We start from the raw sequence: 22,246 nt of genomic DNA on the forward strand, positions 1-22,246 counted from the left end.
GCGATGGCCACCCCCCGCGCGCCGGCCATGTCCCGGTCCGGCACCAGCGCGAAGGTGGCCACCGCCCGCTGCTCCTCCCGGAGCACCGTGTGCTCGGCGACCGCGGCGAGGAACCAGTCCCGGAACTCCGGCGCCGCCTCCACCACGCCCCCGCCGACGAAGTACGCGTGCGGATCGGTGAAGTTGGCCGCGATGGTGAACAGCCGGCCCAGCGCCTTGGCCTGCTGAGCGAAGACCAGGCGGGCCAGTGCATCGCCGCGTTCGCCGTAGCCGCGCAGCAGCTTCGCCGCCCGGTCCGGCTCCTCCGCCGCGAGCGGATGCTCCGGATGCCGGGCCAGCCAGTACGGCAGCAGGTTGCGCCGGATCGCGGTGAGCGAGGCGACGCTCTCCGCGTCCCCGGTGAAACCGCAGGCGCAGACCGGCGCCGCCTGGTCCGGCTCGATCAGGCCGTCCAGCGGGATGTGCACGTGCCCGAACTCGCCGGCCATACCGGCCGCGCCGCCGACCACCCGGCCGGACTCCACCACGCCCCCGCCGAGCCCGGTGCCGACGATCGCGGACACCGACGACCGGGCCATCGCCTCGGCGCCGAAGTAGACGTGGTGGGCGTAGAGCGCGGCGGCGTTGCCGTCGTTGGCGTACACCACGGGCAGGCCCAGCCGCCGTTCCAGCGCGGTGCGCACGTCGAAGCCCCGCCAGGCGGGCTGGGAGAAGTTCGTCGAGCCGCGGGACGAGATCACGCCGGTGGCGCTGGCCGGGCCGGGCGTGTCCAGCCCGACCGCGCGGACCAGGTCACGCGGCACGCCGGTGTGGGCCAGGACCCCGTCGAACGCCCGCACCAGCGCCTCCACCGCCGCCTCCGGGCCGGCGCCGACGTCGCTCGGGATCTCCAGCAACCCGTCCACCAGGAACCGGCCGTCGACGGTCAGCACAGTGGCGTTGTCACTCGTGCCCCCGTTGTCGAGTCCCACCACCACCGGCACACCTGCGCTGCCCACCGCCACCGCCTCCCGCCGCGCCTGACCCGAGGCTAGTTCCCGTCCGGGCCACCCGCCACGCCCCGGCGGGACTCCCCCGCCGCGATCAGCCGGGACTCCCCGCCGCGGTCAGCCGGGACGGCGGGCGGTCACCGCTGTCGCCTCGCGTTCCTCGTCGCGGACCACCGCCGGCTCCAGCCCGGCGGCGGTGAACACGGCGCACAACTCCGGGGCCTGCGCGACGCTCACCTCGACCACGACATGCCCGCCCGGGGCGAGCCACTCGGCCGCGCCGCAGGCGACCCGGCGCAGCACGGCCAGGCCGTCCGTGCCGCCGTCCAGCGCCACCGGCGCCTCGTACAGGCGCGCCTCGGCCGGCAGCGAGGCCACTGCGGCGGTCGGCACGTACGGCGCGTTCGCCACCACCAGGTCCAGCGTCCCGCGCCGGCCGGCCGGCAGCGCGTCGAACAGGTCGCCCTGGTAGACCGGGACGCCCAGTGGTTCGAGGTTGCGCCGGGCGCAGGCCAGCGCCACCGGGTCGATGTCGGCGGCGGCCAGCCAGCGCGGCGTCAGCCGCTCGTGCAGCACCACGGCGGCGGCGCCGGAGCCGCAGCACAGGTCGAGCACCGCGGGGGCCGGCCCGGCCAGCGCCGTCGCGGCGTCGACGAGCAGGGCGGTCCGGCCGCGCGGCACGAAGACCCCCGGGTGGACGGCGATGCGCCGGCCGCAGAACTCGGCCCAGCCGAGCAGGTGCTCCAGCGGCAGGCCGGCGACGCGACGGTCGGCCAGCCGGGTCAGTGACTGCGCCGAGTCGGCGGCGGCGATCAGCAGGTCCGCCTCGTCCTCGGCGAAGACGCAACCGGCGGCGCGCAGCCGCCGGACGAGGGCCGGACGATCGGGGGTGAACACGGTGGATGCCATGGCAAGCCTTTCGGGAAGCGCTCGTCGGCGCCCCCGGCGTCGCCTCAGCCCCGAAGCGACGCGGACTCGGAGGGAGCGCCGGTCCTCTGCTCGTGGATCGGACTCACCTCCTCGGGTCGGGGCCGCACGGGCCGTGGCTGCCCGTCACGATAGCCCAGCGGCCGGTACGCCGTCAGCCCGCCGTGTCCAGCGCCGCCGCGACGTCGGCGAGCAGGTCGTCGGTGTCCTCGACGCCGCAGGAGAACCGCACGAAGCCCGGCGTCGTGTCGTCGCCCCACTGGGCCCGCCGGTCGGCGGTGCTGTGCAGCCCGCCGAACGAGGTGGCGGCGGCCACCAGCCGGGAGGCGCGGAGGAACCGGGCCACCCGGTGCTCGTCGCCCAGGTCGAACGAGAGCACGCCCGGTACGCGCCGCATCTGGGCCGACGCGACCGGGTACGCCGGGTCGTCCGGCCGTCCGGGCCAGCGCACCCCGGTGACGTCCGGGCGGGCCGCGAGCAGGTCGGCCAGCGCCCGCGCGTTCGCGGTCTGCCGGGCCAGCCGCAGGTCCAGCGTGGCCAGCGAGCGGTGGGCCAGCCAGCAGTCGAACGCGCCCGGTACCCCGCCGGTGGCGTTGCGCCAGGTGGTCGCCGCGTCCCGCAGCCCGGCGTCCCGGGTCGCCAGGTAGCCGAGCAGCAGGTCCGAGTGGCCGGTCAGCGCCTTCGTGCCGGAGGCGACCACCACGTCCGCGCCGAGGTCCAGCGGGCGCTGCCCGAGCGGCGTGGCGGTGGTGTTGTCCACCGCCACCAGCGCGCCGGCGGCGTGCGCGGCGGTGGCCACCGCCGCGACGTCGGCGACGTCCAGGCCGGGGTTCGCCGGCGTCTCCAGCAGCACCAGCCGCACGCCGTCGCACGACGGGTACGGTCCGGCCGTCGGCACGAGCACCACGCGTACGCCGAGCTGTTCCAGCGTGCCCGAGGCGAACGCGCGCACCGAGTAGTAGCCGTCGGCGGGCAGCAGCACCGTGTCGCCGGGGCGCAGCACTGTCAGCAGCAGCCCGGTGATGGCGGCCTGGCCGCTGGCGAAGACCCGGCAGTCGCCGCCCTCCAGCTCGCCGATCGCGGTCTCCAGCAGCCGCCGGGTGGGGTTGTCGGGCCGCCCGTACCCGTCCACCGCGGCCGACGGGCCGCGCTCCGGGTCCAGGTGGTACGGCGCGGCGAAGACCGGGCCGGGCAGCAACGGCTGGCCGGGTACCGCGTCCGGCAGGCCGGCGTGCACGCTGCGTGTGCCGTCACCCCAGTGCTCGCTGCTCATCCCCGCTCCGCTCACTCGTACGACTCGGGCTTGGCGGTGCGGCTCATCAGCGCGTCCACCGCCAGGCGCGGATCCATCCCCTCGTGGCAGATCCGCTCGATCTGCTCGGTGATCGGCATCTCGACGCCGTGCGCCCGGGCCAGGTCGCGGATGGCCAGGCAGCTCTTGACGCCCTCGGCGGTCTGCCGGGTGGCCGCCTGGGCCTGCTCCAGCGTCTCGCCCCGGCCCAGGTGCTCGCCGAACGTGCGGTTGCGGGCCATCGGCGACGAGCAGGAGGCGACCAGGTCACCCATGCCGGCCAGCCCGGCGAACGTGATCGGGTCGGCGCCGAGCGCCACGCCCAGCCGGGCGGTCTCGGCCAGGCCACGGGTCATCAGCATGGCCCGGGTGTTGTCGCCGAAGCCCATCGCGGTGGCGATGCCGTACGCCAGCGCGATCACGTTCTTCACCGCGCCGCCCAGCTCGCAGCCGATCACGTCGTCGTTCGTGTACGGGCGGAAGTACGGCGTGCGGATGGACGCCTGCACCAGCGCGGTGCGGCGGCTGTCGGTGCCCGCGACCACAGTGGCGGCCGGCTGCTCGGCGGCGATCTCCGGGGCCAGGTTGGGCCCGGAGACGACCACCACCCGGTCGGCGGGCACCCCGGCGGTCTCGGTGATCACCTGGCTCATCCGCTTGGTGGTACCCAGCTCGATGCCCTTCATCAGCGACACGAGCGTGGCGTCCGGCGCCAGGTACGGCGTCCAGTCGGCGAGGTTGCCGCGCAGCGTCTGGGAGGGCACCGAGAGCACCACCACCTCGGCCCCCTCGATCGCCTCGGCGGCGTCGCCGGTGGCTGTCACCCGCTCGGGCAGGCGGATCCCCGGCAGGTACTCCGGGTTGTGCCGCCCGGTCCGGATCGCCTCGGCCACGGCGGCCCGGCGGGCCAGCACCGTCACGTCCCGCCCGGCGTCGGCGAGGATCTTGGCGAACGCGGTCCCCCAGGAACCGGCGCCCAGCACGGCGACGTGCCCGCTCATTCGGTGACCTCCCGGGTGCCGGTGCGGGCGGGCCGCTGCCAGAGCGGCGGTGGTGTGCCGCCGCGGATCTCCGCGACCAGATCCCGGATGCGCAGCATGATGGTGTCCGTCATCTCCTCCAGGATCGGCCGGGTCGGCGTGGCGCCGGCCCAGCGGCTCAGGTCCACCGGCGGCCCGGCGATCACCGTCACCGGGGTGCGCGGGCGCAGCCCGAACCGGGCCGTCCGCGGGTCGAACATCCGTTCCGGGCCGACCATCGCGATCGGGACCACCGGGGCGCCGGTGGCCAGCGCCAGCCGGGCCGCGCCGGTCTTGCCCTTCATCGGCCACAGGTCCGGCTCCCGGGTGGTGGTGCCCTCCGGGTAGATCACCACGGCGCCTCCCTCGGCCAGCGCGGCGACCAGCTTGTCCAGCGACTTGACCGCCTCGACGGTGCCCCGCTCGACCGGGATCTGCTGGCAGCGGTGCAGGATCCAGCCGACCACCGGCACCCGGAACACGCTGGCCTTGCCGAGGAAGCGCGGCCAGCGCCCGGCGTCGTAGACGTAGTGCGCGACCACGAGCGGGTCGGCGTGCGAGATGTGGTTCGGCACGAGGATCACGCCGCCGTCGCGGCGCAGGTGCTCCATGCCCCGCCAGGTGCGCCGGGTCCAGACCGTCATCAGCGGCTTCACCAGCACCACGGCGAGTCGTCGCCAGAACCCCAGCCTCCGCCGTGCCACAGTGCCTCCTCGATCCGCCCACGCGCCCCGGCACAGAATCATGCCTGTTCGCCCCCGCTGCGGCCAGTGCGGGTACCGGCGGCCTCGCTGGCAGGATGGTCGGCGTGTCTGAGGCCCGCTGGACCGTGGTGATGCCGGTGAAGCGCCTTCCGGCGGCGAAGAGCCGTCTGCGGGGCGCGCTGCCCGGCGTACCCCATGAGGAGCTGGCACTGGCCCTGGCGGCCGACACGCTGCGCGCGGCGCGGGCGTGCCCGGCGGTCGCCCTGGTGCTCGTGGTCACCGACGACCCGGTGGTGGCCGCGGCGGCCGGCGCGGTGGGCGCCCGCGTCGCCGCCGACCCCGGCGGCGGCCTCAACGCGGCGTTCCGGCACGGCGCGGCGGTCGCCGGGCCGCGCGCCGCGGTGGCCGGCCTGACCGCCGACCTGCCCGCGCTGCGACCGGCCGACCTGGCCGCCGCGCTGCGGGCCACCCAGGGGGTACGCGGGTTCGTGGCTGATGCCCCGGGCGGAGGCACGGTGCTGCTCGCCGCGCCGGCCGGCGCGGCGCTGTCGCCGCGGTTCGGGCCCGGCTCGGCCGCGGCGCACGCGGCGAGCGGGGCGCTGCCGCTCGCCGGGGAGTGGCCCAGCCTGCGCCGCGACGTGGACACCCCGGCGGACCTGGCCGACGCCGCCGGGCTGGGCGTGGGGCCGCGCACCGCCGCGCTGCTGGCCCGGGTCGCCGGGGCGGTCCGGTACGGTGCTGGCATGCAGGGGACGGTGGCCACCTACGACGCGTCGACCCGCAGCGGTGTGCTGCTGCTCGACGACGGCACCGAGCTGGCGTTCCCGGCCCGCGCGTTCGACGCCTCCGGGCTGCGGCTGCTCCGATTGGGGCAGCGTGTCCGGATCGAGCGGGACGCCGACGGCGAGGTGGTCCGGGTGACCTTGCCGACGATGGCGTGAACAACCTGGCCCGAGTTCATTTTCCGTTCACCCTTATCGGGGAATCATGAGGTGGTGAGCACCCCTCGCGAGCACCCCGACGGTCCGCCGCCGATCCTCGACCCCGGCACGCCCCGCAACGGCCGCCCCACCCGCGGCCCGGACGGGCGGTTCCGCCAGACCCGGCCCCCGGAGGAGCGCCTCGGCGCCGACCCGGACGCGGCCGGCGCGACCGGCCTGGACGAGCCGCTCGACCCGGTGGAGGGCCCGGGCCCGGCCGGCGGGACCGCCGTGGACGCCGTACCGCCGCTGCCGGAGGACCGGTTCCTCAACCGGGAGTTGTCCTGGCTCGACTTCAACGCCCGGGTGCTGGCGCTCGCCGAGGATCCGCGCACCCCGCTGCTGGAACGCGCGAAGTTCCTGGCCATCTTCGCCAGCAACCTGGACGAGTTCTACATGGTCCGGGTCGCCGGGTTGAAGCGGCGGCTCTCCGCCGGCCTGCCGGTACGCGGCGGCGACCGGCTGCCGCTGCGCACCCAGCTCGACCTGATCACCGAGAAGGCGGCCGGCCTGGTCGCCCGGCACGCCGCCTGCCTGGTCGACGACGTGCTGCCGAAGCTCGCCGCCGAGGACATCCGCATACTGCGCTGGAGCGACCTGGACGACGCCGAGCGGGAGCGGCTGCGCACCTGGTTCCGGGAGCACATCTTCCCGGTGCTCACCCCGCTGGCGGTCGACCCGGCGCACCCGTTCCCGTACATCTCCGGCCGATCGCTGAACCTGGCCGTGTCGGTACGTGACCCGGACGGCGGCTCGGAGCTGTTCGCCCGGGTCAAGGTGCCGAACAACGTGCCCCGGTTCGTCCGGGTGCACCGCGACCAGCCGGGCGTGCGGTTCCTGCCGGTCGAGGACCTCATCTCGGTGCACCTCGGCCAGCTGTTCTCCGGCATGCAGGTGGTCGAGTGCCACCTGTTCCGGGTGACCCGCAACGCCGAGGTGGAGGTGGACGAGGACCGCGACGAGGACCTGCTCCAGGCGCTGGAACGGGAGCTGGCCCGGCGCCGGTTCGGCCCGCCGGTACGCCTGGAGGTCGCCGCGTCCATCTCCGACCACATGCTGGAGCTGCTGGTCCGTGAGCTGGACATGGACGGTCACGACGTACTGCGGGTCCGTGGCCTGCTCGACCTGTCCGCGCTGTGGCAGGTGTACGGCGAGGCGGACCGGCCCGACCTGAAGGATCCGTCGTTCGTGCCGGCCACCCATCCGCGGCTGGCCGAGGGTGAGGTGCCGCGCAGCGTCTTCGCCACGCTGCGGGACGGGGACGTGCTGGTGCACCACCCGTACCACTCGTTCGCGACGAGCGTGCAGCGCTTCGTGGAGCAGGCGGCGGCCGACCCGAACGTGCTCGCCATCAAGCAGACGCTCTACCGCACCAGCGGCGACTCCCCGATCGTGGACGCGCTCGTCGACGCGGCCGCCGCCGGCAAGCAGGTGGTGGTGCTGGTGGAGCTGAAGGCGCGCTTCGACGAGGTGGCGAACATCGGCTGGGCCCGCACGCTGGAACGGGCCGGCTGCCACGTGGTGTACGGCCTGGTGGGGCTCAAGACGCACTGCAAGACCGCGCTGGTGGTACGCCAGGAGGGCAACCAGATCCGCCGCTACTGCCACATCGGCACCGGCAACTACCACCCGAAGACGGCCCGGCTCTACGAGGACTTCGGCATGCTCACCGCCGACCCGGAGATCGGCGCCGACCTGACCGACCTGTTCAACGTGCTCACCGGCTACAGCCGGCAGACCGCGTTCCGGCGGCTGCTGGTGGCGCCGCAGGGCATCCGCAGCGGCCTGATCGAACGCATCGACAGGGAGATCGAACACGTCCGGCTGGGCATGCCGGGGCTCGTGCAGTTCAAGGTGAACTCCCTGGTGGACGAGGAGATCACCGACGCGCTCTACCGGGCGTCGCGGGCCGGCGTGCACGTGGACCTGCTGATCCGCGGCATGTGCACGCTGCGGCCGGGCGTGCCGGGGCTGTCGGAGAACATCCGGGTCCGCTCGATCCTCGGCCGGTTCCTGGAACACTCCCGGATCTTCCGGTTCGGCAACAACGGCGACGCCGAGTTCTGGATGGGCTCGGCCGACCTGATGCACCGCAACCTGGACCGGCGGGTGGAGGCGCTGGTGCAGGTGAGCGACCCGGTGGCCCGGGCCGAGCTGGACCACGTCCTCACCGCCGCGTTCGATCCCGACGTGGACGCGTTCGAGCTGGCCGCCGACGGCACCTGGCACCGGCGTACCGGCGACGGCGAGGTGCCGCTGACCCATCTCCAGGATCTGTTGCTGCGCCGGGTCGGCGGCCGGGCGGACTGACCGGGCCGTGGCGCGTGCCGGGCGGGCATACGGTGAGCGGGTGAGCGACGACGAACCGGTACGGATCCGGGCCGCCGGCGGTGTGGTGTGGCGCCCGGGTCCGGCCGGCGTCGAGGTCTGCCTGGTGCACCGCCCCCGGTACGGCGACTGGTCGCTGCCGAAGGGCAAGCTGGACCGCGGCGAGCACCCGCTCGTGGCAGCCGTCCGCGAGGTGGCCGAGGAATCAGACGTCCGGGCCGTGCCGCAGGTCCGCCTGCCCACCGTCCGCTACCGCAGCGAGGGTCTCGCCAAGGCGGTCGACTACTGGTCGATGCGGGCGGCCGGCACCGGCGGTTTCCAGCCCGGCACCGAGGTCGACGACGTGGCCTGGTTCCCGGTCGACGACGCGGTACGCCGGGTCAGCTATCCGCACGACGCCGAGGTGATCGCCGCGTTCGCGGCGCTGCCGCCGGTCACCGCGACGGTGCTGCTGGTCCGGCACGCGCACGCCGGCAAGCGCGGCACCTGGACCGGCCCGGACCACGGCCGCCCGCTCGACGACAAGGGATGGACGCAGGCGCGGGCGCTCGTCCCGCTCGTCGCGCTGGTCCGCCCGGCCCGCCTGTTCTCCGCCTCGGCCCGGCGCTGCGTGCAGACGCTCGACCCGGCGGCGGCCCGGCTGGACCTGCCGATCGAGGTCTGCGGCGACTTCGATGAGCCCGCGCCGGGCCAGCAGGTCGAGGAGTGCGCACTCGCCGCCGCGGCCCGGCTCGTCGCGCTGGCGCAGACCGCCGGGACGGTGGCGGTGTGCAGCCAGGGCAAGGTGATCCCGGGCGCGCTGGAACGGCTCACCGGCCGGGTGGACGAGGACTTCACCACCGACAAGGGCAGCGGCTGGCTGCTGCCGTTCGCCGGTGACCGGCTGGTCCTCCCCGACCGGCTGTGAGGCGGTTCAGGGCAACGTGACGGTGAGCGTCACCGGGAGGTGGTCGCTGGCCTCGGTGCGCGGTGCGCGTACCTCGGTGGCGGTCAGCCCCGGCGAGGTGAAGACGTGGTCGATCTGGGTGCGCGGATCGTCGGCCGGGCTGGTCCGCAGCGGCCGGGCCGCAGCCAGCGCGTCCACCAGGCCCGCGCGGGTGAACGCGGCGAACGCCGGGTCGTCCGGCTCGGTGTTCAGGTCACCGCCGAGCACCAGTGGACGGCCGTTCGCGTACCGGCCGGCGAATTCGGCCACCTCGCCCGCCTGCTCGACCGGATCCCGGCCGGGCGGCGGTTGCAGGTGCGTGGCGACCACTGCCAGTTCCCGCCCGCCGAGGTCGAGCGTGACGCCGAGGGCCTGCGCCCCGGTCGGCGCGCCGTGCGCGGTCAGCCGCCGCGTCTGCCCGGACCGCATCGGGAAACGGCTGAGCACCGCGTCGCCCCAGACCGGGTCGGCGGCGGGCCCGAAGACGTACGGCATCTCCAGCCGCCGGGCCAGCAACGCCAGCGTGTCGTGGCCGCCGTTGAGCCACCAGCCCCGGTCGACCTCGCTGAGCAGCACCACGTCCGCGCCGCGCACCTCCCGCGCCACCGCGTCCAGGTCCAGCCGCCCGTCCAGGCCGAACCCCATCCGGATGTTGTACGCGGCCACCCGTACCGCCGCGGGCGCGGCAGCGGCCCGGGCCGGCGCGGGCGGTACGTGCAGCGCGGCGGCGAGCCCGGCCAGCGCGGTGAGCCCGGCCAGGGCCGCGACCCGGACCGTGGTGGGCAGCATCGGGCCGGGTGGGGCCGCGCCGGGCTGGATGGGCGCGGTAGCCGCCACCAGAGCCACCAGGACGGCCGTGGCGACCGGCGCCCAGCCGTTGGGGTACCCCAGGTCGTAGGCGGCGTAGTAGGCCACCGTGGCCACCGCGAACACCAGCATGCCGAGCGCCGCCGCCCGCCCGCGCCGCGCCGCCGCCCGCCCGTCGTCCGCGCCTCGTCCGTCCGTGGCGGCGGCCCGGCCGTCGTCGGCGGCCGTGTCGGTGCCGGCCAGGCAGCCGCCGAGGCCGGCGGCGGTGAGCAGGTACGCCGGGACGAGCAGCCCGGTCACGAACAGCACCGACCCGGCGAGCAGCGCCAGCGGCCACAGCACCCGCGCCACGCGCGCCGGTGCCCGGAACAACGCCGCCGCGAGGAACAGCAGCACCGCGAGCGCACCCGGCAGGGCACCGTTTCCGGGGCGGACGAGACCGGGGAAATCCGGCGATCCGGTGCCGGCGGCGGCGCTCCAGAGCGCCGGAGCGAGCGCCACCTGACCGGCCAGCAGCAGCGCCGGCCCGCACAGCAACCAGGCTCTACGGCCCGGGGCCGGCACACGCCGACCGGCGTCGCCGTCCGCCACGTCCGTCGCCGGGGCGGCCGTCCGCGCCGCGTCGCCGCGTACCGGAGCGGTCGCCCGCTCCCGCCGTACCGCCACCGAGGCGGCCAGGAACGCCAGCACCAGCAGGGCGCTCAGGCTCCAGGCGAGCACACCACCGCGCCACACCAGATCCTCGGTGCCGAGCAGGGCGTGCCCGACCGCGTTCCCGGCCAGCCCGAGCGCCAGCCCGGCGACCGGCCTCGGCACCGACGCGGCGATCGCGGCGAGCCAGACCAGGCCGGCGAGCAGTCCGGCGCAGGCCAGCCAGAGCTGCGCCGGGCCGCCGGGTTGCGCGGTCAGCGCCAGCCGGGCGACCGCCAGCACACCCGCCGCGGCGAGTCCGACCGGGGCGGCGCCGATGCGGCGTACGAGTGTGGGCGCGGCGAGCGCCAGCAGGAACCAGCCGAGCGCGAACGCGCCGAGCAGCTCGGCGGGCGTCTCGGCGGCCCGGCCGAACAGGGTGATGACCGACGGGAGCCAGATCCGGAGCACGTCCAGCAGGACCGCGACACCGAGCGCGAGCGTGAGGGTGGAGAGGTGACGGTGCCGCACGGGCGCCTCTTCTCGTGACCGACGGGGGTTTTCGGCACGGCGATTCTGCGGGGCGCGACGGCGGGCGGTCAACGGCGTACCCATGCGGAAGGGCGCCCACCGCGAACGGTGGGCGCCCTTTCGTGGGCCGTCCGGTCAGCGCCGGGTGGCGGCCTTCTTGGCCGGTGCCTTCTTCGCGGGCGCCTTCTTGGCCGCCGTGGTCTTCTTGGCCGTGGCGGACTTCGCCGCGGTCGTCTTCTTGGCGGTGGTGGTCTTCTTCGCCGCGGTGGACTTCGCCGCGGTCGTCTTCTTCGCCGCCGTTGTCTTGGTCGCGGCGGCCTTCTTCGCCGGCGCGGCCTTCTTGGTAGCGGTGGTCTTGGTGGCCTTCGCCGCCGTGGTCTTCTTCGCGGCCCCGGTGGTCTTCGCCGCCGTGGTCTTCTTCGCGGCGCCGGTGGTCTTCTTCGCGGCGGCGGTGTCCTTGGGCACCTTGCCGCTGGCCACCATCTCCTTGAAGCCCGCGCCCGCCCGGAACGTCGGGACGGAGGTCTTCTTGACCTTCACCGCCTCGCCGGTCCGCGGATTGCGCGCTGTTCGGGCTCCCCGGACGCGCTTCTCGAACGCTCCGAAACCGGTGATCGCCACCTTCTCGCCCTTGGTGACCGCCGCCTGGACCTCAGCGAGAACCGCGTCGAGCGCGGCCGTCGCCGTCTTCCGGTCCCCCAGGCGAACGGCGAGCGCCTCGATGAGCTCGGCCTTGTTCACGACTTCCTCCCGATTGTGCAACTGACTCGACGCGAGCCATTCTGCGCGCACGGTATGCCCTGTGCTGCCTGGACACAAACATTCGGTGGAAAAAAGCCCTTGTGTCGTAACGGATTCGCCCCCACCGGATGCACCGGTGGGGGCGAATAGCGCCTGAGGTCAGGCGATCGAGGGCAGGAACGCCGGCCGAGCCGCCTCGTACGCGCTGATCTCGGACTCGTGCCGGAGGGTGAGTCCAATGTCGTCCAAGCCCTCCATCAGCCGCCAACGGCTGTGGTCGTCCAGCGGGAACGCCCAGGTGGCGTCACCGGCGTGGACCTGGCGTGCGGCGAGGTCGACGGTGATCGGCGTGGTCGGCTCGGATTCCACGAGATCCCACAGTTCTTCCACGGCTTTCAATTCCAGCTCGACCGGAAGGAGACCTTCCTTGAGCGCGTTGCCGCGGAAGATGTCGCCGAAGCGAGGCGAGATGACGGCCCGGAAGCCCCAGTCCCGCAGCGCCCAGACGGCGTGCTCCCGGGAGGATCCGGTGCCGAACTCGGGGCCGGCGATCAGAATCGACGCACCTGAATGGACGGGATCGTTGAGGACGAATGACGGGTCCTCCCGCCACGCGTTGAACAGGCCGTCGGCGAATCCGGTCCGGGTCACCCGCTTGAGGTACACGGCGGGGATGATCTGGTCGGTGTCCACGTTGGATCGGCGCAGCGGCACGGCCGTACCGGTGTGGGTGGTGAACTTGTCCATCTCGGCTGCCCTTCTCACAGGTCGGCGGGGGCGGCCAGCCGGCCGACCACGGCGGTGGCGGCGGCGACCGGCGGGGACACCAGGTGGGTACGCCCGCCCCGGCCCTGGCGGCCCTCGAAGTTGCGGTTGGAGGTCGAGGCGGAGCGCTCGCCCGGCTTCAGCGTGTCCGGGTTCATGCCCAGGCACATGGAGCAGCCGGCGAAGCGCCACTCGGCGCCGGCGTCGGTGAAGACCTTGTCCAGCCCCTCGATCTCGGCCGCCTCGCGGACCGCCGCGGAGCCGGGGACCACGAGCATGCGTACGCCGTCGGCGACCCGCCGCCCGCGCAGCACCTCGGCGGCGGCCCGCAGGTCCTCCAGGCGGCCGTTGGTGCAGGAGCCGACGAACACCACGTCCACGGCGAGGTCGCGCATCGGGGTGCCCGGGGTGAGGTCCATGTACTCCAGCGCGCGCCGGGCGGCGACCCGCTCCGGCTCGGTGACGAAGTCCTCCGGGGCCGGCACGGTGGCGCCCAGCGGCACGCCCTGCCCCGGGTTGGTGCCCCAGGTGACGAACGGCGTGATCCGGCCCGCGTCGAGCGTGACCTCGGTGTCGAAGGTCGCGCCCTCGTCGGTGGGCAGCGTCCGCCAGTACTCCAGCGCCGCGTCCCAGTCGTCGCCCTGGGGCGCGTTGGGCCGGCCCTTCAGGTACGCGAACGTGGTCTCGTCCGGCGCGATCATGCCGGCCTTGGCGCCCCACTCGATGGACATGTTCGCGATCGTCATCCGCCCCTCCATCGAGAGGTCGCGGATCGCCTCGCCCCGGTACTCGACGATGTGCCCGCGCCCGCCGCCGGTGCCGACCTGCGCGATCAGCGCGAGCACCAGGTCCTTGGCGGTGACGCCGGGTGCCAGCTCGCCGACCACGTTCACGGCCATGGTCTTCGGGCGGGCCTGCGGCAGCGTCTGCGTGGCCAGCACGTGTTCGACCTCACTGGTGCCGATGCCGAACGCCAGCGCGCCGAAGGCGCCGTGGGTGGCGGTGTGCGAGTCGCCGCACACGATCGTCATGCCGGGCTGGGTGAGGCCGAGCTGCGGGCCGATGACGTGCACGATGCCCTGGTTCTCGTCGCCCAGCGGGTGCAGGCGGACGCCGAACTCGGCGCAGTTGCGGCGCAGCGTCTCGATCTGGGTGCGGGAGGTGGGGTCCGCGATCGTGAGCAGGTCGCCGCGCCGGAGGCGGAACGCCGGGTCGTCGTACCCGGTCGGGGTGTTGTGGTCCTCGGTCGCGATCGTCAGATCGGTACGGCGGACCCCGCGCCCGGCCAGACGCAGCCCGTCGAACGCCTGCGGGCTGGTCACCTCGTGCAGCAGGTGCAGGTCGATGAAGAGCAGGTCCGGCTCGCCGTCGGCGGAGCGGACCACGTGTGCGTCCCAGACCTTCTCGGCCAGGGTCCTCGGTTGAGTGACTCCCACCATCTGGACATCCTAAATTCTGGGAGGTAAATTTCGGCTTGTGGGACACAGTATGAGCGGTGTCGGCGTTCTCGACAAGGCGGTGGTCATCCTGGCCGCCTGTGTCGACGGCGCCAGCCTGGCCGAACTCGTTGAACGCACCAAGCTGCCCCGGGCCACCGCGCACCGGCTGGCACAGGCGCTGGAGATCCACCGGATGCTCGTCCGGGACACCCAGGGGCGCTGGCGCCCGGGTCCACGCCTGGGCGAGCTGGCGAACGCGGCGCCGGACGTGCTCCTGACCGCCGCCGAGCCGCTGCTCGCCGCGCTACGGGACGCCACCGGCGAAAGCGCCCAACTCTACCTGCGCCGGGCCGACGAGCGGATCTGCGTGGCCGCCGCCGAGCGCGCCAGCGGGCTGCGGGACACCGTCCCGGTCGGCTCGGTGCTGCCGATGACCGCCGGCTCGGCGGCGCAGATCCTGCTCGCCTGGGAGCCCCCGGAGGCGGTCATGCCGCTGCTCCCCCGCTCCAAGTTCACCGGTCGCACGCTGGCCGAGGTGCGGCGGCGCGGGTGGGCGCAGAGCGTCGCCGAGCGGGAGGCGGGTGTGGCGAGCGTCTCGGCGCCGATCCGGGACCGCACCGGCCGGGTGATCGCCGCGATCAGCATCTCCGGCCCGATCGAGCGCCTCGGCCGTCGCCCCGGCGAACGCCACGCCATGGCCGTGGTCCGAGCCGGCCAGCGCCTCTCCGGCCTCTGACCCCGCCCCCCTTGCCGCGTTGATCATGAAGTTGGCGGCATTTTTGATCTCCCCGGCTGCCGCTAACTTCATGATCAACGGGGCGGGGAGGGGCGGGGCGGGGCGGGGAATGCGAACGGCCCGCCTCGCTTGGCGAGACGGGCCGTTCGTGGGTGTAGCCCCGACCGGATTCGAACCGGCGCTACCGCCTTGAGAGGGCGGCGTCCTGGGCCGCTAGACGACGGGGCCAGGCACTTTTGGTGCTTCACCACCCTGCCGGGCGGTGTGGCAGTAGTCTAGCGGCATCGCGCGCGGCACCCCGGAGGGGGGGGTCACCCCCTCCGGGGTGGGCCGGACAGCAGAAAGCCCGCCCCGGAGAAACGGGACGGGCTGTCGGTGCTGTAGCCCCGACCGGATTCGAACCGGCGCTACCGCCTTGAGAGGGCGGCGTCCTGGGCCGCTAGACGACGGGGCCAGAACCTTCATTGCACTCCGCCAGCGTGAGCTGCCGGAATCCAGCGTCCGAGGGTTCTCACGAACCCTCGGCTGCGCTGGGGTACCAGGACTCGAACCTAGACTAACTGAACCAGAATCAGTCGGGCTGCCAATTACCCCATACCCCATTGGCCCCTTGCGGCGCCGGGAATGAACTTTACCCTCCCGGTGCCGACAGGCCAAATCCAACCCCTCGAAACCCACCTGACCAGCGGAAACGAGGCATCGGAGCGGATCAGGCGACAGGGACCACCGGGTTGCTCAGCTCCCCGATCCCCTGGATCCGCACGGTGACCGTATCCCCCTCGGTGAGCGGGCTAACCCCCGCCGGCGTGCCGGTCAGGACCACGTCGCCGGGCAGCAGCGTCATCACGTGGGAGATGTACGACACCAGGCCCGGTACGTCGAACACCATGTCCTTGGTCCGGCCGAGCTGGCGTACCTCCATCTCCTCCGGGTTGCGGCCCACCTCACACCGGATCTCCAGGTCGCTGACGTCGAGCCCGGTGGTGATCCACGGCCCGATCGGGCAGAACGAGTCGAAGCCCTTGGCGCGGGTCCACTGCCCGTCGGAGCGCTGGAGGTCCCGCGCGGTGACGTCGTTGGCGCAGGTGTAGCCGAAGATGGCCCGTTCGGCGGCGGCCCGGTCGGCGCGGCGGGCACCGGGGGCGCCGATCACCACGGCGAGTTCCGCCTCGTGCTCGACCTGCTTGGAGAAGATCGGCAGCCGGATGGCGTCGCGCGGGCCGATCACCGAGGTGGACGGCTTGAGGAACAGCAGCGGCTCCTTCGGCACCTCACTGCCGTGCTCGGCGGCGTGTTCGGCGTAGTTACGGCCGACACACACCACCTTGCTGGGCAGGATCGGCGACAGCAGCCGGACGTCGGAGAGCGCCCAGCGGGCACCGGAGAACTGGATCTGCCCGAACGGGTGGCCTTCGATCTCGGCGATGGTCAGGCCCTGCGGCCCGGCCTCCGGCTCGCCCTCGACGACCCCGAACGACATTCCCTTGGCATGAGCGAAACGAGCGATACGCACCCGGCCAATCTATCCCCGCCCGCGTGCCGTCCGGCGGACACCGGCAGGCGGCACGCCCCGGCCGCCGCGCGCCACCCCCTCACCGGCCGCCGGCGGCACCGGATCGGCAAGGGCCGCACAGGGTACGCGCGATCGCGCCGGACGGGGCGGGAATGGCGGCTTCGTACCCGCCCGGCGGTCCCCGGCCCATAGCTTCGGGTCCGGAGGTTCGTTGGTATGCCTGCATCGAGACGACACCACAGGGCCCTGGCAGTGTTGGTGAACTGCCTCGGCGTCATCGCCGCCGTACCGGCGCTGTCCCCGGCGACGCCCCGCGCGGCCGCCGCCCCCGCCCATCCGGCCCCGCCACCGGCGGTCATCCCCGGTGCCGCGGCCACCCCGATCCCCACCGGCGTGCCGGCGGTGCCCCCGGCGGTGCCGACCACCGGCCCGGCACCGGTCCGGCCGTCGATGCCCCCGGTCAGCCTGGCGGTGGGCGCGTCGGGCACCCCGGCGCCGGGCTACCGGATCGAGGTCCGCAACGCCGGCACGTCGCCCGTCGACACGATGGTCCGGCAGGAGCTGCCGAACGGGTCGCGGGCCACCACGGTGACCGGCGGCGGGCGGACCAGCCGTCCCGCCGGGATGAGCGCCGGTGAGGTGACCTGGCGGCTGCGGCTGCCGGCGAAGAGCACCACCACGCTGCACACCGCGCTGTCGGTCTCCGGGCCGGGCCGCTCGGTGACGGCCCCCACCTGCGTCTACGGCTCGGACGGCACACGCCCGTTCGACTGCGCCACGGCGACCTGGGTGGGCGCCGCGACGGCCCCGGCGGCGCAGGTCACCGCCGCCCCGGCCTGGCGGCGGCCGCCGGTGCTGCTCGCCGCGTTCACCGCGCTGCTGGTGGTCACCGCCGGCGTGCTGTGGTGGGCGGTGTGGCGCCGCCGCCGGCGCACGGCGGCGGGACGCGCCGCGACTCCCACCGGTACGCCCGGAGGCGGCGCCATGCACACCGGCGCCCCGGGAAGCGGCGTGCCCGGCCCGGGCGTGCCGGACCGAGGAACGGCCGAGCGCGGAACCGTCTATCCGCGTACGGCGGTGCCGTCGCCCGCGAGCCGTCGTCGCCGGCCGCCGGTGTGGCTCGTGGTCGGCGTGGCGGCGGCCGTGCTGGCCGGTGTGGTCGGCGCGGCGGCCTGGTCGGCCACGCAGCGGGTGGCCGCGATGGACACCACCAAGCAGCCGACGAGCGGCGCGTGGGTGGGCAGCAGCGTCACCGGCGCGCTGGGCCAGCCGCTGCGCGAGACCGCGTTCGAGTTCACCGTCTACCGGCTGAGCTGCGGCGCCGACGTCCTGCCGCCGGCGCCGGGTGGTGGCCGGCCGTGCCTGGCCACGGTCGGGGTGCGCAATCTCACCAACGAGGACCAGACCTGGCACGGACAGTTGCAGCGGGCGTATCTGCCCAGCGGCAACTGGGTCGCCGCCGACGAGGACGCCACCCGGGTGGCGAACCTGGGCCGGGACGTCTTCTCCCAGCCGGTGGCCGCCGGGCGGCGGGTGCTGCTGCCGCTGGTGTTCACCATGCGCGGCGACGAGCCGCCGAAGCGGCTGGAGCTGCGCAGCGGCGTCTTCTCGGCGGGCGTGCGGGTGGACGTGGCGTGATCCGGGCACGGGCGGCGGTCGTACCCTGGGGTGTGTGACCGCCGCCCTCGCCCCCGCGCTCGACCTGGCCGACTGGCAGGCGCGCCGGCACGCCCACGAGGCGCGCGTGGACGCCTGGCTGACGCCGCACCTGGAGCGCCGCCGCACCGGGGTGAAGCACCCGGTGGAGGACTTCCTGTTCACCTACTACTCGCACCGCCCGGCGCAGTTGCGCCGCTGGCACCCGGGTGCGGGCGTGGTGCTGCGGGACGCCGACCCGGCCGGTTTCGGCCCGGACTACACGGCGGGCGCCACCGGGCTCACCCTCGACACCGATCGGGTACGCGCGCGGCGCGCCGAGTCGATCGCCTGGATCCGTACGCTGCTCGCCGCGACCGCCGGACGCCCGGCGCAGTTCGGCTGTTTCGGCATGCACGAGTGGGCGATGGTCTACCGGCAGACCCAGGAGCAGGTACGCCACAACGCCTGGCCGCTACGGCTGAGCCCGGCGGAGACGGCGGCTGTGGTCTCCGAGCGTGGCGTGCGGTGCAGCCACTTCGACGCGTTCCGGTTCTTCACCGCGCCGGCCCGGCCGCTGAACGTGCTCCAGCCGACCCGGGAGGGTCAGCACGCGCTGGAGCAGCCGGGCTGCCTGCACGCCAACATGGATCTCTACAAGTGGGCGTACAAGCTGTCGCCGCTGGTGCCGTCGGAGCTGGTGGCGGACTGCTTCGCGCTGGCCCGGGAGATCCGGGCGCTGGACATGCGGGCCAGCCCGTACGACCTGGCCGACCTGGGTTACCCGCCGGTGCGGGTGGAGACGCCGGAGGGCCGGGCCGAGTACGCCACGGCCCAGCGCGGGTTCGCCGAGCGGGCGGCCGGGTTGCGGGCCCGGCTGCTGGCCGCGCTGGACCGGGCCGTGCCGGCCGACCACCGCTGAGCGCGGGGCCGGCCGGCGCGGGGATCAGTTCGCGGCGCAGGTCACTGCCGGTGCCGGGCTCGGGACGGCACCGTCGGCGAGGAACCCGAACGTGGTCTGGGCAGCCGGGGCGAGGGCGCCGTTCCAGCTCGCGTTCCGGCCGGTCACTGTGGTTCCGCTCTGCGTCACGTCGGCGCTCCACGCCTGGCTGATCCGCTGACCCGCGGGGAGCGGGAAGCGTACGGTCCAGCCGGCGATCGGCGCGGTGCCGTCGTTGCGGACCGTCACCTCGCCCTGGAAGCCGCCCGGCCACTGACCGGCGATCCGCCAGGTGGCGGTGCAGCCGCCGGGCGCCGACGTCGGGCCGGTCGTGGGCGACGGGCTGGTCGTCGGTGAGGGGCTGACGGTGGGCGACGAGGTGGGCCCGCCGGTCGGGGACGTGGTCGGGCCGGGCGTGGTGCGCCCCAGCGCGGCGACCAGCGCCGGGTACCACCTGTCGGACATCTTCTGGTCGCCTGCGGCGTTCGGGTGCACGCCGTCGTACGTGTCGGTGGCGGTGCTGAACCCGGTCCACTGGTCGACCACCACGATCGGGGAGGCGGTGGTGGTCTTCCCGGCCGCCCAGCCGTCGATGAGCGCGTTGAGCGCCACGGTCCGCTGGCCGCACTCGGGGCAGCTCGCCGGGTTCATCGGGATGATCTTCGCGACCAGCACTGTGGTGGCCGGGTTGGCGGCCCGCATCTGGTCCACCAGCTTCGAGTACGCGGCCAGGATCGTGGCGGGCGCGATGTTGCTCCACACGTCGTTGGTGCCGAAGTGCATGAGCACGACGTCCGGGCGGGTGGCGGCGAGCCAGCCGGGCAGCAGGTTCTGGTTCGCCACGTTCGTCGCGAGGTAGCCGCCGTGGCCCTCGTTGTCGCCGTCGTACGGCACGCCGCAGCCCTGCGGCCCGAGCGTGCCGACGAAGTCGACGTCGGTGTGGCCGGTGGACTGGAGGCGGTTCCAGAGCAGCGCCCGCCAGCAGCCGGGAGAGCCGGTGATGGAGTCGCCCAGCGGCATGACGCGGACCGGGGTGGCCGCCGCGGCGGCCGGGGGCGTGGTGGCGGTGAGGGCGAGGCCGAGGGCGAGGACCGGTAGCAGCGCGGCGAGCGCGGTCAGCGCGGCGCGCAGGGGGTTTCGGGACATGCGGAAGGGACTCCTGTCACTGTGACGTGGTGGTCGGTGACGGCCCTGAAGCTCCCGTACGCATTGAAGCGCTTCGACGCCTCCGACTCAACCCTCCGGGTGCCCCCGGTGCCGGTTCCACTCCGGAGCGAGGATCGACATGACTGTGGCGTCCACCCAGTCGTCGCCGTCGCGCAGCACCTGCCGCAGCGTCCCCTCGGTGATGAAGCCCACCTTCTCGTAGGCGCGCCGGGCACGCGGGTTGAACGCGAACACCTCCAGGCCGATGCGATGCAGGCCGAGCTGCTCGAAGCCGTACCCGACGATGAGCCGGACCGCCTCGGTGCCGAGGCCGCGGTCGCGGCCGCCGGGGCCGATCAGGGTGCGGAAGTTGCAGTTCGCGTTGGCCCGGTCCCACTCGTTGAGGACCACCTCGCCGACGCAGGTGCCGCTGGCCCGGTCCACCACCGCGAGGTCGAGCCGGTCGTCCTGGCTGTTGCGGGTGCCGTACCAGGCCCGCAGACGGGACGGCTCGAACGTCTCGCCGGCCGGGCTGCCGGTCAGCCGCACCACCTCCGGGTCGGCCAGGATCTCGGCGAGCGCCGGCAGGTCGTCGTCGTGGAACGGGCGCAGCACCACCCGCTCGCCGGTGAGCGTGGGCTTGACGGAGAAGTCGATCACGTGGCGGAATTCTCCGGTCGGCGCAGCGGGCGGCTCAACCGTTTTTCGGTCAGTCGCCGTCCACCCGGCGGTCGCGTTTGCGCTGGGACTGGCGCTTCTTCTCGGCCAGGCGGCGTTCCTTCGCGCCACGCGAGGGCCGGGTCGGCCGGCGCGGCTTCGGCGGCGGGGCGACGGCCTCGCGCAGCAGCGCGGCCATCCGCTCGCGGGCCGCCTCGCGGTTGGCCAGCTGCGCGCGGTGCTCGCTGGCTGTCACTGTGAGCACGCCGCCGACCAGGCGGCCGGCGAGCCGGGCCAGCGCCCGTTCCCGCAGCGTCTCCGGCACGCTCGGCGAGCCGGCCAGGTCGAAGCTCAGCTCCACCCGGGAGTCGGTGGTGTTGACTCCCTGCCCACCCGGGCCGGACGAGCGGGAGAACCGTTCCCGCAGCTCGACGGCGGGCACCGTGAGCCGATCGGTGACCCGCAGTCCGTCGTCCACTCCCCGAGGCTAGCGCCCGGCGCGGTGACTCGGGGTGGGGGTGGCACTCGGCGTCGGACCGGCCCGTTCCTCGCTGCCGCCGGACGCCGCGTACGCGGCCGCGCCGACGAGCAGCAGGGCGATCACCGCGAGCTTGACGACGACGCCCCGGATCGCGAGCCAGGCGTTGCGCCGGGCCCCGGGGACGCTGGTCCGGATGGTCTGGTAATCCGTCCAGCCGCGTTTCGCACGCGCGTAGGACGCGCCGACACCGGCGCCGATGATCAGGCCCACCACGAGGAGGGCCGCAATGACAGCTTGCTCCACCTCCGCCAGTATCCATACTCAGCGTAATATTTCTATGCCCCAATGATCCCACGCCGGATATCCGACAGTTCGCACCGAACGTGCGACGCTTGTGCAGGTCAGCGCCGCGCGGGGCGCCGGAGGCGACCCCGCGCGGGTGACCGCGCCGGCGGCTCAGCCACCCCGGCCGATGATGGTGTCGGCGGTCTGCTGGACCTGGTCGATCGGGATGGCGAAGCCGATACCGATGGAGCCGTTGCCGTCGATGGTGGCGATCGCGGTGTTCACGCCGACCACCTCACCGCGCGCGTTCACCAGCGGCCCGCCCGAGTTACCCGGGTTGATCGACGCGTCGGTCTGCACCGCGGTGTGCCGGCCGTTGCCGATGCGTACCTGGCGGTTGAGCGCGCTGACGATGCCGGCGGTGACCGTCCCGGCGAGCCCGAGCGGCGACCCGACCGCGAGCACCGGCTCCCCCACCCGCGTCGAGTTCGCCTTCGCCAGCGGCAACGGCGGCAACCCGGCCGACGCGGGCACCTTCAGCACGGCCAGGTCACTCGCCGGTTCCCGGCCCACCACCTCGGCCGGGAACCGCCGCCCGTCCGAGGTCTCCACAGTCACCGCGCCGGCCCCGCCCCGGGCCAGGATGTGGTCGTTGGTGACGATGTGCTGTTCGTTGTCGATGGCGAAGCCGGAGCCGGACGCGGACGCGCCGGAGCGGCCCCCGACCATCACCGACACCACCCCGGGCACCGTCTTGCCGGCGGCGGTGACCAGCTC

The 22,246-nt window shown here is 74.3% G+C and carries 20 protein-coding genes, 3 tRNA genes and 1 pseudogene; 6 read left to right on the forward strand and 18 right to left on the reverse strand.

The genetic code is table 11. The annotated features are described in order from the left end of the window. From ACPCK6_RS25430 to ACPCK6_RS25450, 5 genes are all read right to left on the reverse strand, one after another. The coding region (locus ACPCK6_RS25430) for an ROK family protein (protein WP_423482436.1) at positions 1–998 on the reverse strand (998 nt) is incomplete at its 3' end. Between the two features lie 108 nt (positions 999–1,106). Continuing rightward, positions 1,107–1,898: a putative protein N(5)-glutamine methyltransferase gene (locus ACPCK6_RS25435; RefSeq protein WP_423482437.1), complete on the reverse strand. Its 792-nt coding sequence runs from the start codon at positions 1,896–1,898 to the stop codon at positions 1,107–1,109. 172 nt (positions 1,899–2,070) lie between these two features. Then, the gene (locus tag ACPCK6_RS25440) at positions 2,071–3,189 is read right to left on the reverse strand and encodes a cystathionine gamma-lyase (RefSeq protein ID WP_423482438.1); all 1,119 of its coding nucleotides are present in this window, start codon (positions 3,187–3,189) and stop codon (positions 2,071–2,073) included. A gap of 11 nt (positions 3,190–3,200) precedes the next feature. After that, on the reverse strand, positions 3,201–4,208 hold the full coding sequence (locus tag ACPCK6_RS25445; RefSeq protein WP_013284538.1) for an NAD(P)H-dependent glycerol-3-phosphate dehydrogenase: 1,008 nt from the start codon (positions 4,206–4,208) through the stop codon (positions 3,201–3,203). After that, the gene (locus ACPCK6_RS25450; RefSeq protein ID WP_396880261.1) at positions 4,205–4,930 is read right to left on the reverse strand and encodes a lysophospholipid acyltransferase family protein; all 726 of its coding nucleotides are present in this window, start codon (positions 4,928–4,930) and stop codon (positions 4,205–4,207) included. Before ACPCK6_RS25450 ends, ACPCK6_RS25445 begins: the two co-directional genes overlap by 4 nt. A gap of 95 nt (positions 4,931–5,025) precedes the next feature. Between ACPCK6_RS25450 and cofC the strand changes: the two are divergent. The 3 genes and pseudogenes from cofC to ACPCK6_RS25465 form a co-directional block, all read left to right on the forward strand. Continuing rightward, positions 5,026–5,649 (forward strand): annotated as a pseudogene (gene cofC, locus ACPCK6_RS25455) (2-phospho-L-lactate guanylyltransferase); the annotation flags it as partial. 276 nt (positions 5,650–5,925) lie between these two features. Next, on the forward strand, positions 5,926–8,220 hold the full coding sequence (locus tag ACPCK6_RS25460; protein WP_423482439.1) for an RNA degradosome polyphosphate kinase: 2,295 nt from the start codon (positions 5,926–5,928) through the stop codon (positions 8,218–8,220). 7 nt (positions 8,221–8,227) lie between these two features. Beyond that, complete coding sequence (locus ACPCK6_RS25465) at positions 8,228–9,145, forward strand: NUDIX hydrolase (protein WP_396880259.1); 918 nt, start codon at positions 8,228–8,230, stop codon at positions 9,143–9,145. A gap of 6 nt (positions 9,146–9,151) precedes the next feature. On the opposite strand, the gene ACPCK6_RS25470 is transcribed toward ACPCK6_RS25465, so the two are convergent. From ACPCK6_RS25470 to leuC, 4 genes are all read right to left on the reverse strand, one after another. After that, positions 9,152–11,131, reverse strand: a complete 1,980-nt coding sequence (locus tag ACPCK6_RS25470) for an endonuclease/exonuclease/phosphatase family protein (protein ID WP_423482440.1) — start codon at positions 11,129–11,131, stop codon at positions 9,152–9,154. A gap of 135 nt (positions 11,132–11,266) precedes the next feature. Continuing rightward, the gene (locus ACPCK6_RS25475) at positions 11,267–11,872 is read right to left on the reverse strand and encodes an HU family DNA-binding protein (protein ID WP_091419419.1); all 606 of its coding nucleotides are present in this window, start codon (positions 11,870–11,872) and stop codon (positions 11,267–11,269) included. 159 nt (positions 11,873–12,031) lie between these two features. After that, complete coding sequence (leuD, locus tag ACPCK6_RS25480) at positions 12,032–12,619, reverse strand: 3-isopropylmalate dehydratase small subunit (protein ID WP_194799674.1); 588 nt, start codon at positions 12,617–12,619, stop codon at positions 12,032–12,034. Between the two features lie 14 nt (positions 12,620–12,633). Next, positions 12,634–14,076, reverse strand: a complete 1,443-nt coding sequence (gene leuC, locus ACPCK6_RS25485; RefSeq protein ID WP_396880257.1) for a 3-isopropylmalate dehydratase large subunit — start codon at positions 14,074–14,076, stop codon at positions 12,634–12,636. Positions 14,077–14,125: 49 nt separating this feature from the next. Between leuC and ACPCK6_RS25490 the strand changes: the two genes are divergently transcribed. Continuing rightward, entirely contained in the window at positions 14,126–14,812 is a 687-nt protein-coding gene (locus ACPCK6_RS25490) for an IclR family transcriptional regulator (protein ID WP_013284529.1), read from the forward strand. A 155-nt stretch (positions 14,813–14,967) separates the two neighbouring features. Here ACPCK6_RS25490 and ACPCK6_RS25495 read toward each other — a convergent pair. From ACPCK6_RS25495 to ACPCK6_RS25510, 4 genes are all read right to left on the reverse strand, one after another. Beyond that, positions 14,968–15,040: transfer RNA gene (locus tag ACPCK6_RS25495), tRNA-Glu, on the reverse strand. A 153-nt stretch (positions 15,041–15,193) separates the two neighbouring features. Next, positions 15,194–15,266: transfer RNA gene (locus tag ACPCK6_RS25500), tRNA-Glu, on the reverse strand. A 76-nt stretch (positions 15,267–15,342) separates the two neighbouring features. Next, a tRNA-Gln gene (locus ACPCK6_RS25505) sits at positions 15,343–15,414 on the reverse strand. Positions 15,415–15,521: 107 nt separating this feature from the next. Then, complete coding sequence (locus tag ACPCK6_RS25510; RefSeq protein ID WP_013284528.1) at positions 15,522–16,325, reverse strand: fumarylacetoacetate hydrolase family protein; 804 nt, start codon at positions 16,323–16,325, stop codon at positions 15,522–15,524. Between the two features lie 216 nt (positions 16,326–16,541). Between ACPCK6_RS25510 and ACPCK6_RS25515 the strand changes: the two genes are divergently transcribed. Together ACPCK6_RS25515 and ACPCK6_RS25520 are read left to right on the forward strand one after the other, a co-directional pair. Beyond that, a complete protein-coding gene (locus ACPCK6_RS25515; RefSeq protein WP_423482441.1) occupies positions 16,542–17,963 on the forward strand; it encodes a hypothetical protein in 1,422 nt (473 codons plus the stop codon). A gap of 34 nt (positions 17,964–17,997) precedes the next feature. After that, positions 17,998–18,882, forward strand: a complete 885-nt coding sequence (locus tag ACPCK6_RS25520; RefSeq protein WP_423482442.1) for a 3-methyladenine DNA glycosylase — start codon at positions 17,998–18,000, stop codon at positions 18,880–18,882. Between the two features lie 24 nt (positions 18,883–18,906). Here ACPCK6_RS25520 and ACPCK6_RS25525 read toward each other — a convergent pair whose 3' ends face one another. The 5 genes from ACPCK6_RS25525 to ACPCK6_RS25545 form a co-directional block, all read right to left on the reverse strand. Next, the gene (locus tag ACPCK6_RS25525) at positions 18,907–20,046 is read right to left on the reverse strand and encodes a cellulose binding domain-containing protein (RefSeq protein WP_423482443.1); all 1,140 of its coding nucleotides are present in this window, start codon (positions 20,044–20,046) and stop codon (positions 18,907–18,909) included. Positions 20,047–20,133: 87 nt separating this feature from the next. Then, positions 20,134–20,706 carry a GNAT family N-acetyltransferase gene (locus tag ACPCK6_RS25530; RefSeq protein ID WP_423482444.1) on the reverse strand — a complete coding sequence of 191 codons (573 nt, stop codon included), beginning with the start codon at positions 20,704–20,706 and terminating at the stop codon, positions 20,134–20,136. Between the two features lie 49 nt (positions 20,707–20,755). Continuing rightward, complete coding sequence (gene arfB / locus ACPCK6_RS25535; RefSeq protein ID WP_135243707.1) at positions 20,756–21,181, reverse strand: alternative ribosome rescue aminoacyl-tRNA hydrolase ArfB; 426 nt, start codon at positions 21,179–21,181, stop codon at positions 20,756–20,758. A gap of 9 nt (positions 21,182–21,190) precedes the next feature. Continuing rightward, a complete protein-coding gene (locus ACPCK6_RS25540; RefSeq protein ID WP_318332852.1) occupies positions 21,191–21,487 on the reverse strand; it encodes a hypothetical protein in 297 nt (98 codons plus the stop codon). 153 nt (positions 21,488–21,640) lie between these two features. Then, a partial coding sequence (locus ACPCK6_RS25545) for a S1C family serine protease (protein ID WP_423482445.1) occupies positions 21,641–22,246 on the reverse strand: 606 nt, incomplete at its 5' end.

Origin of the sequence: Micromonospora sp. AB353, from assembly GCF_049538395.1 — a bacterium.
In the GTDB taxonomy this organism is placed as follows: domain Bacteria; phylum Actinomycetota; class Actinomycetes; order Mycobacteriales; family Micromonosporaceae; genus Micromonospora; species Micromonospora aurantiaca.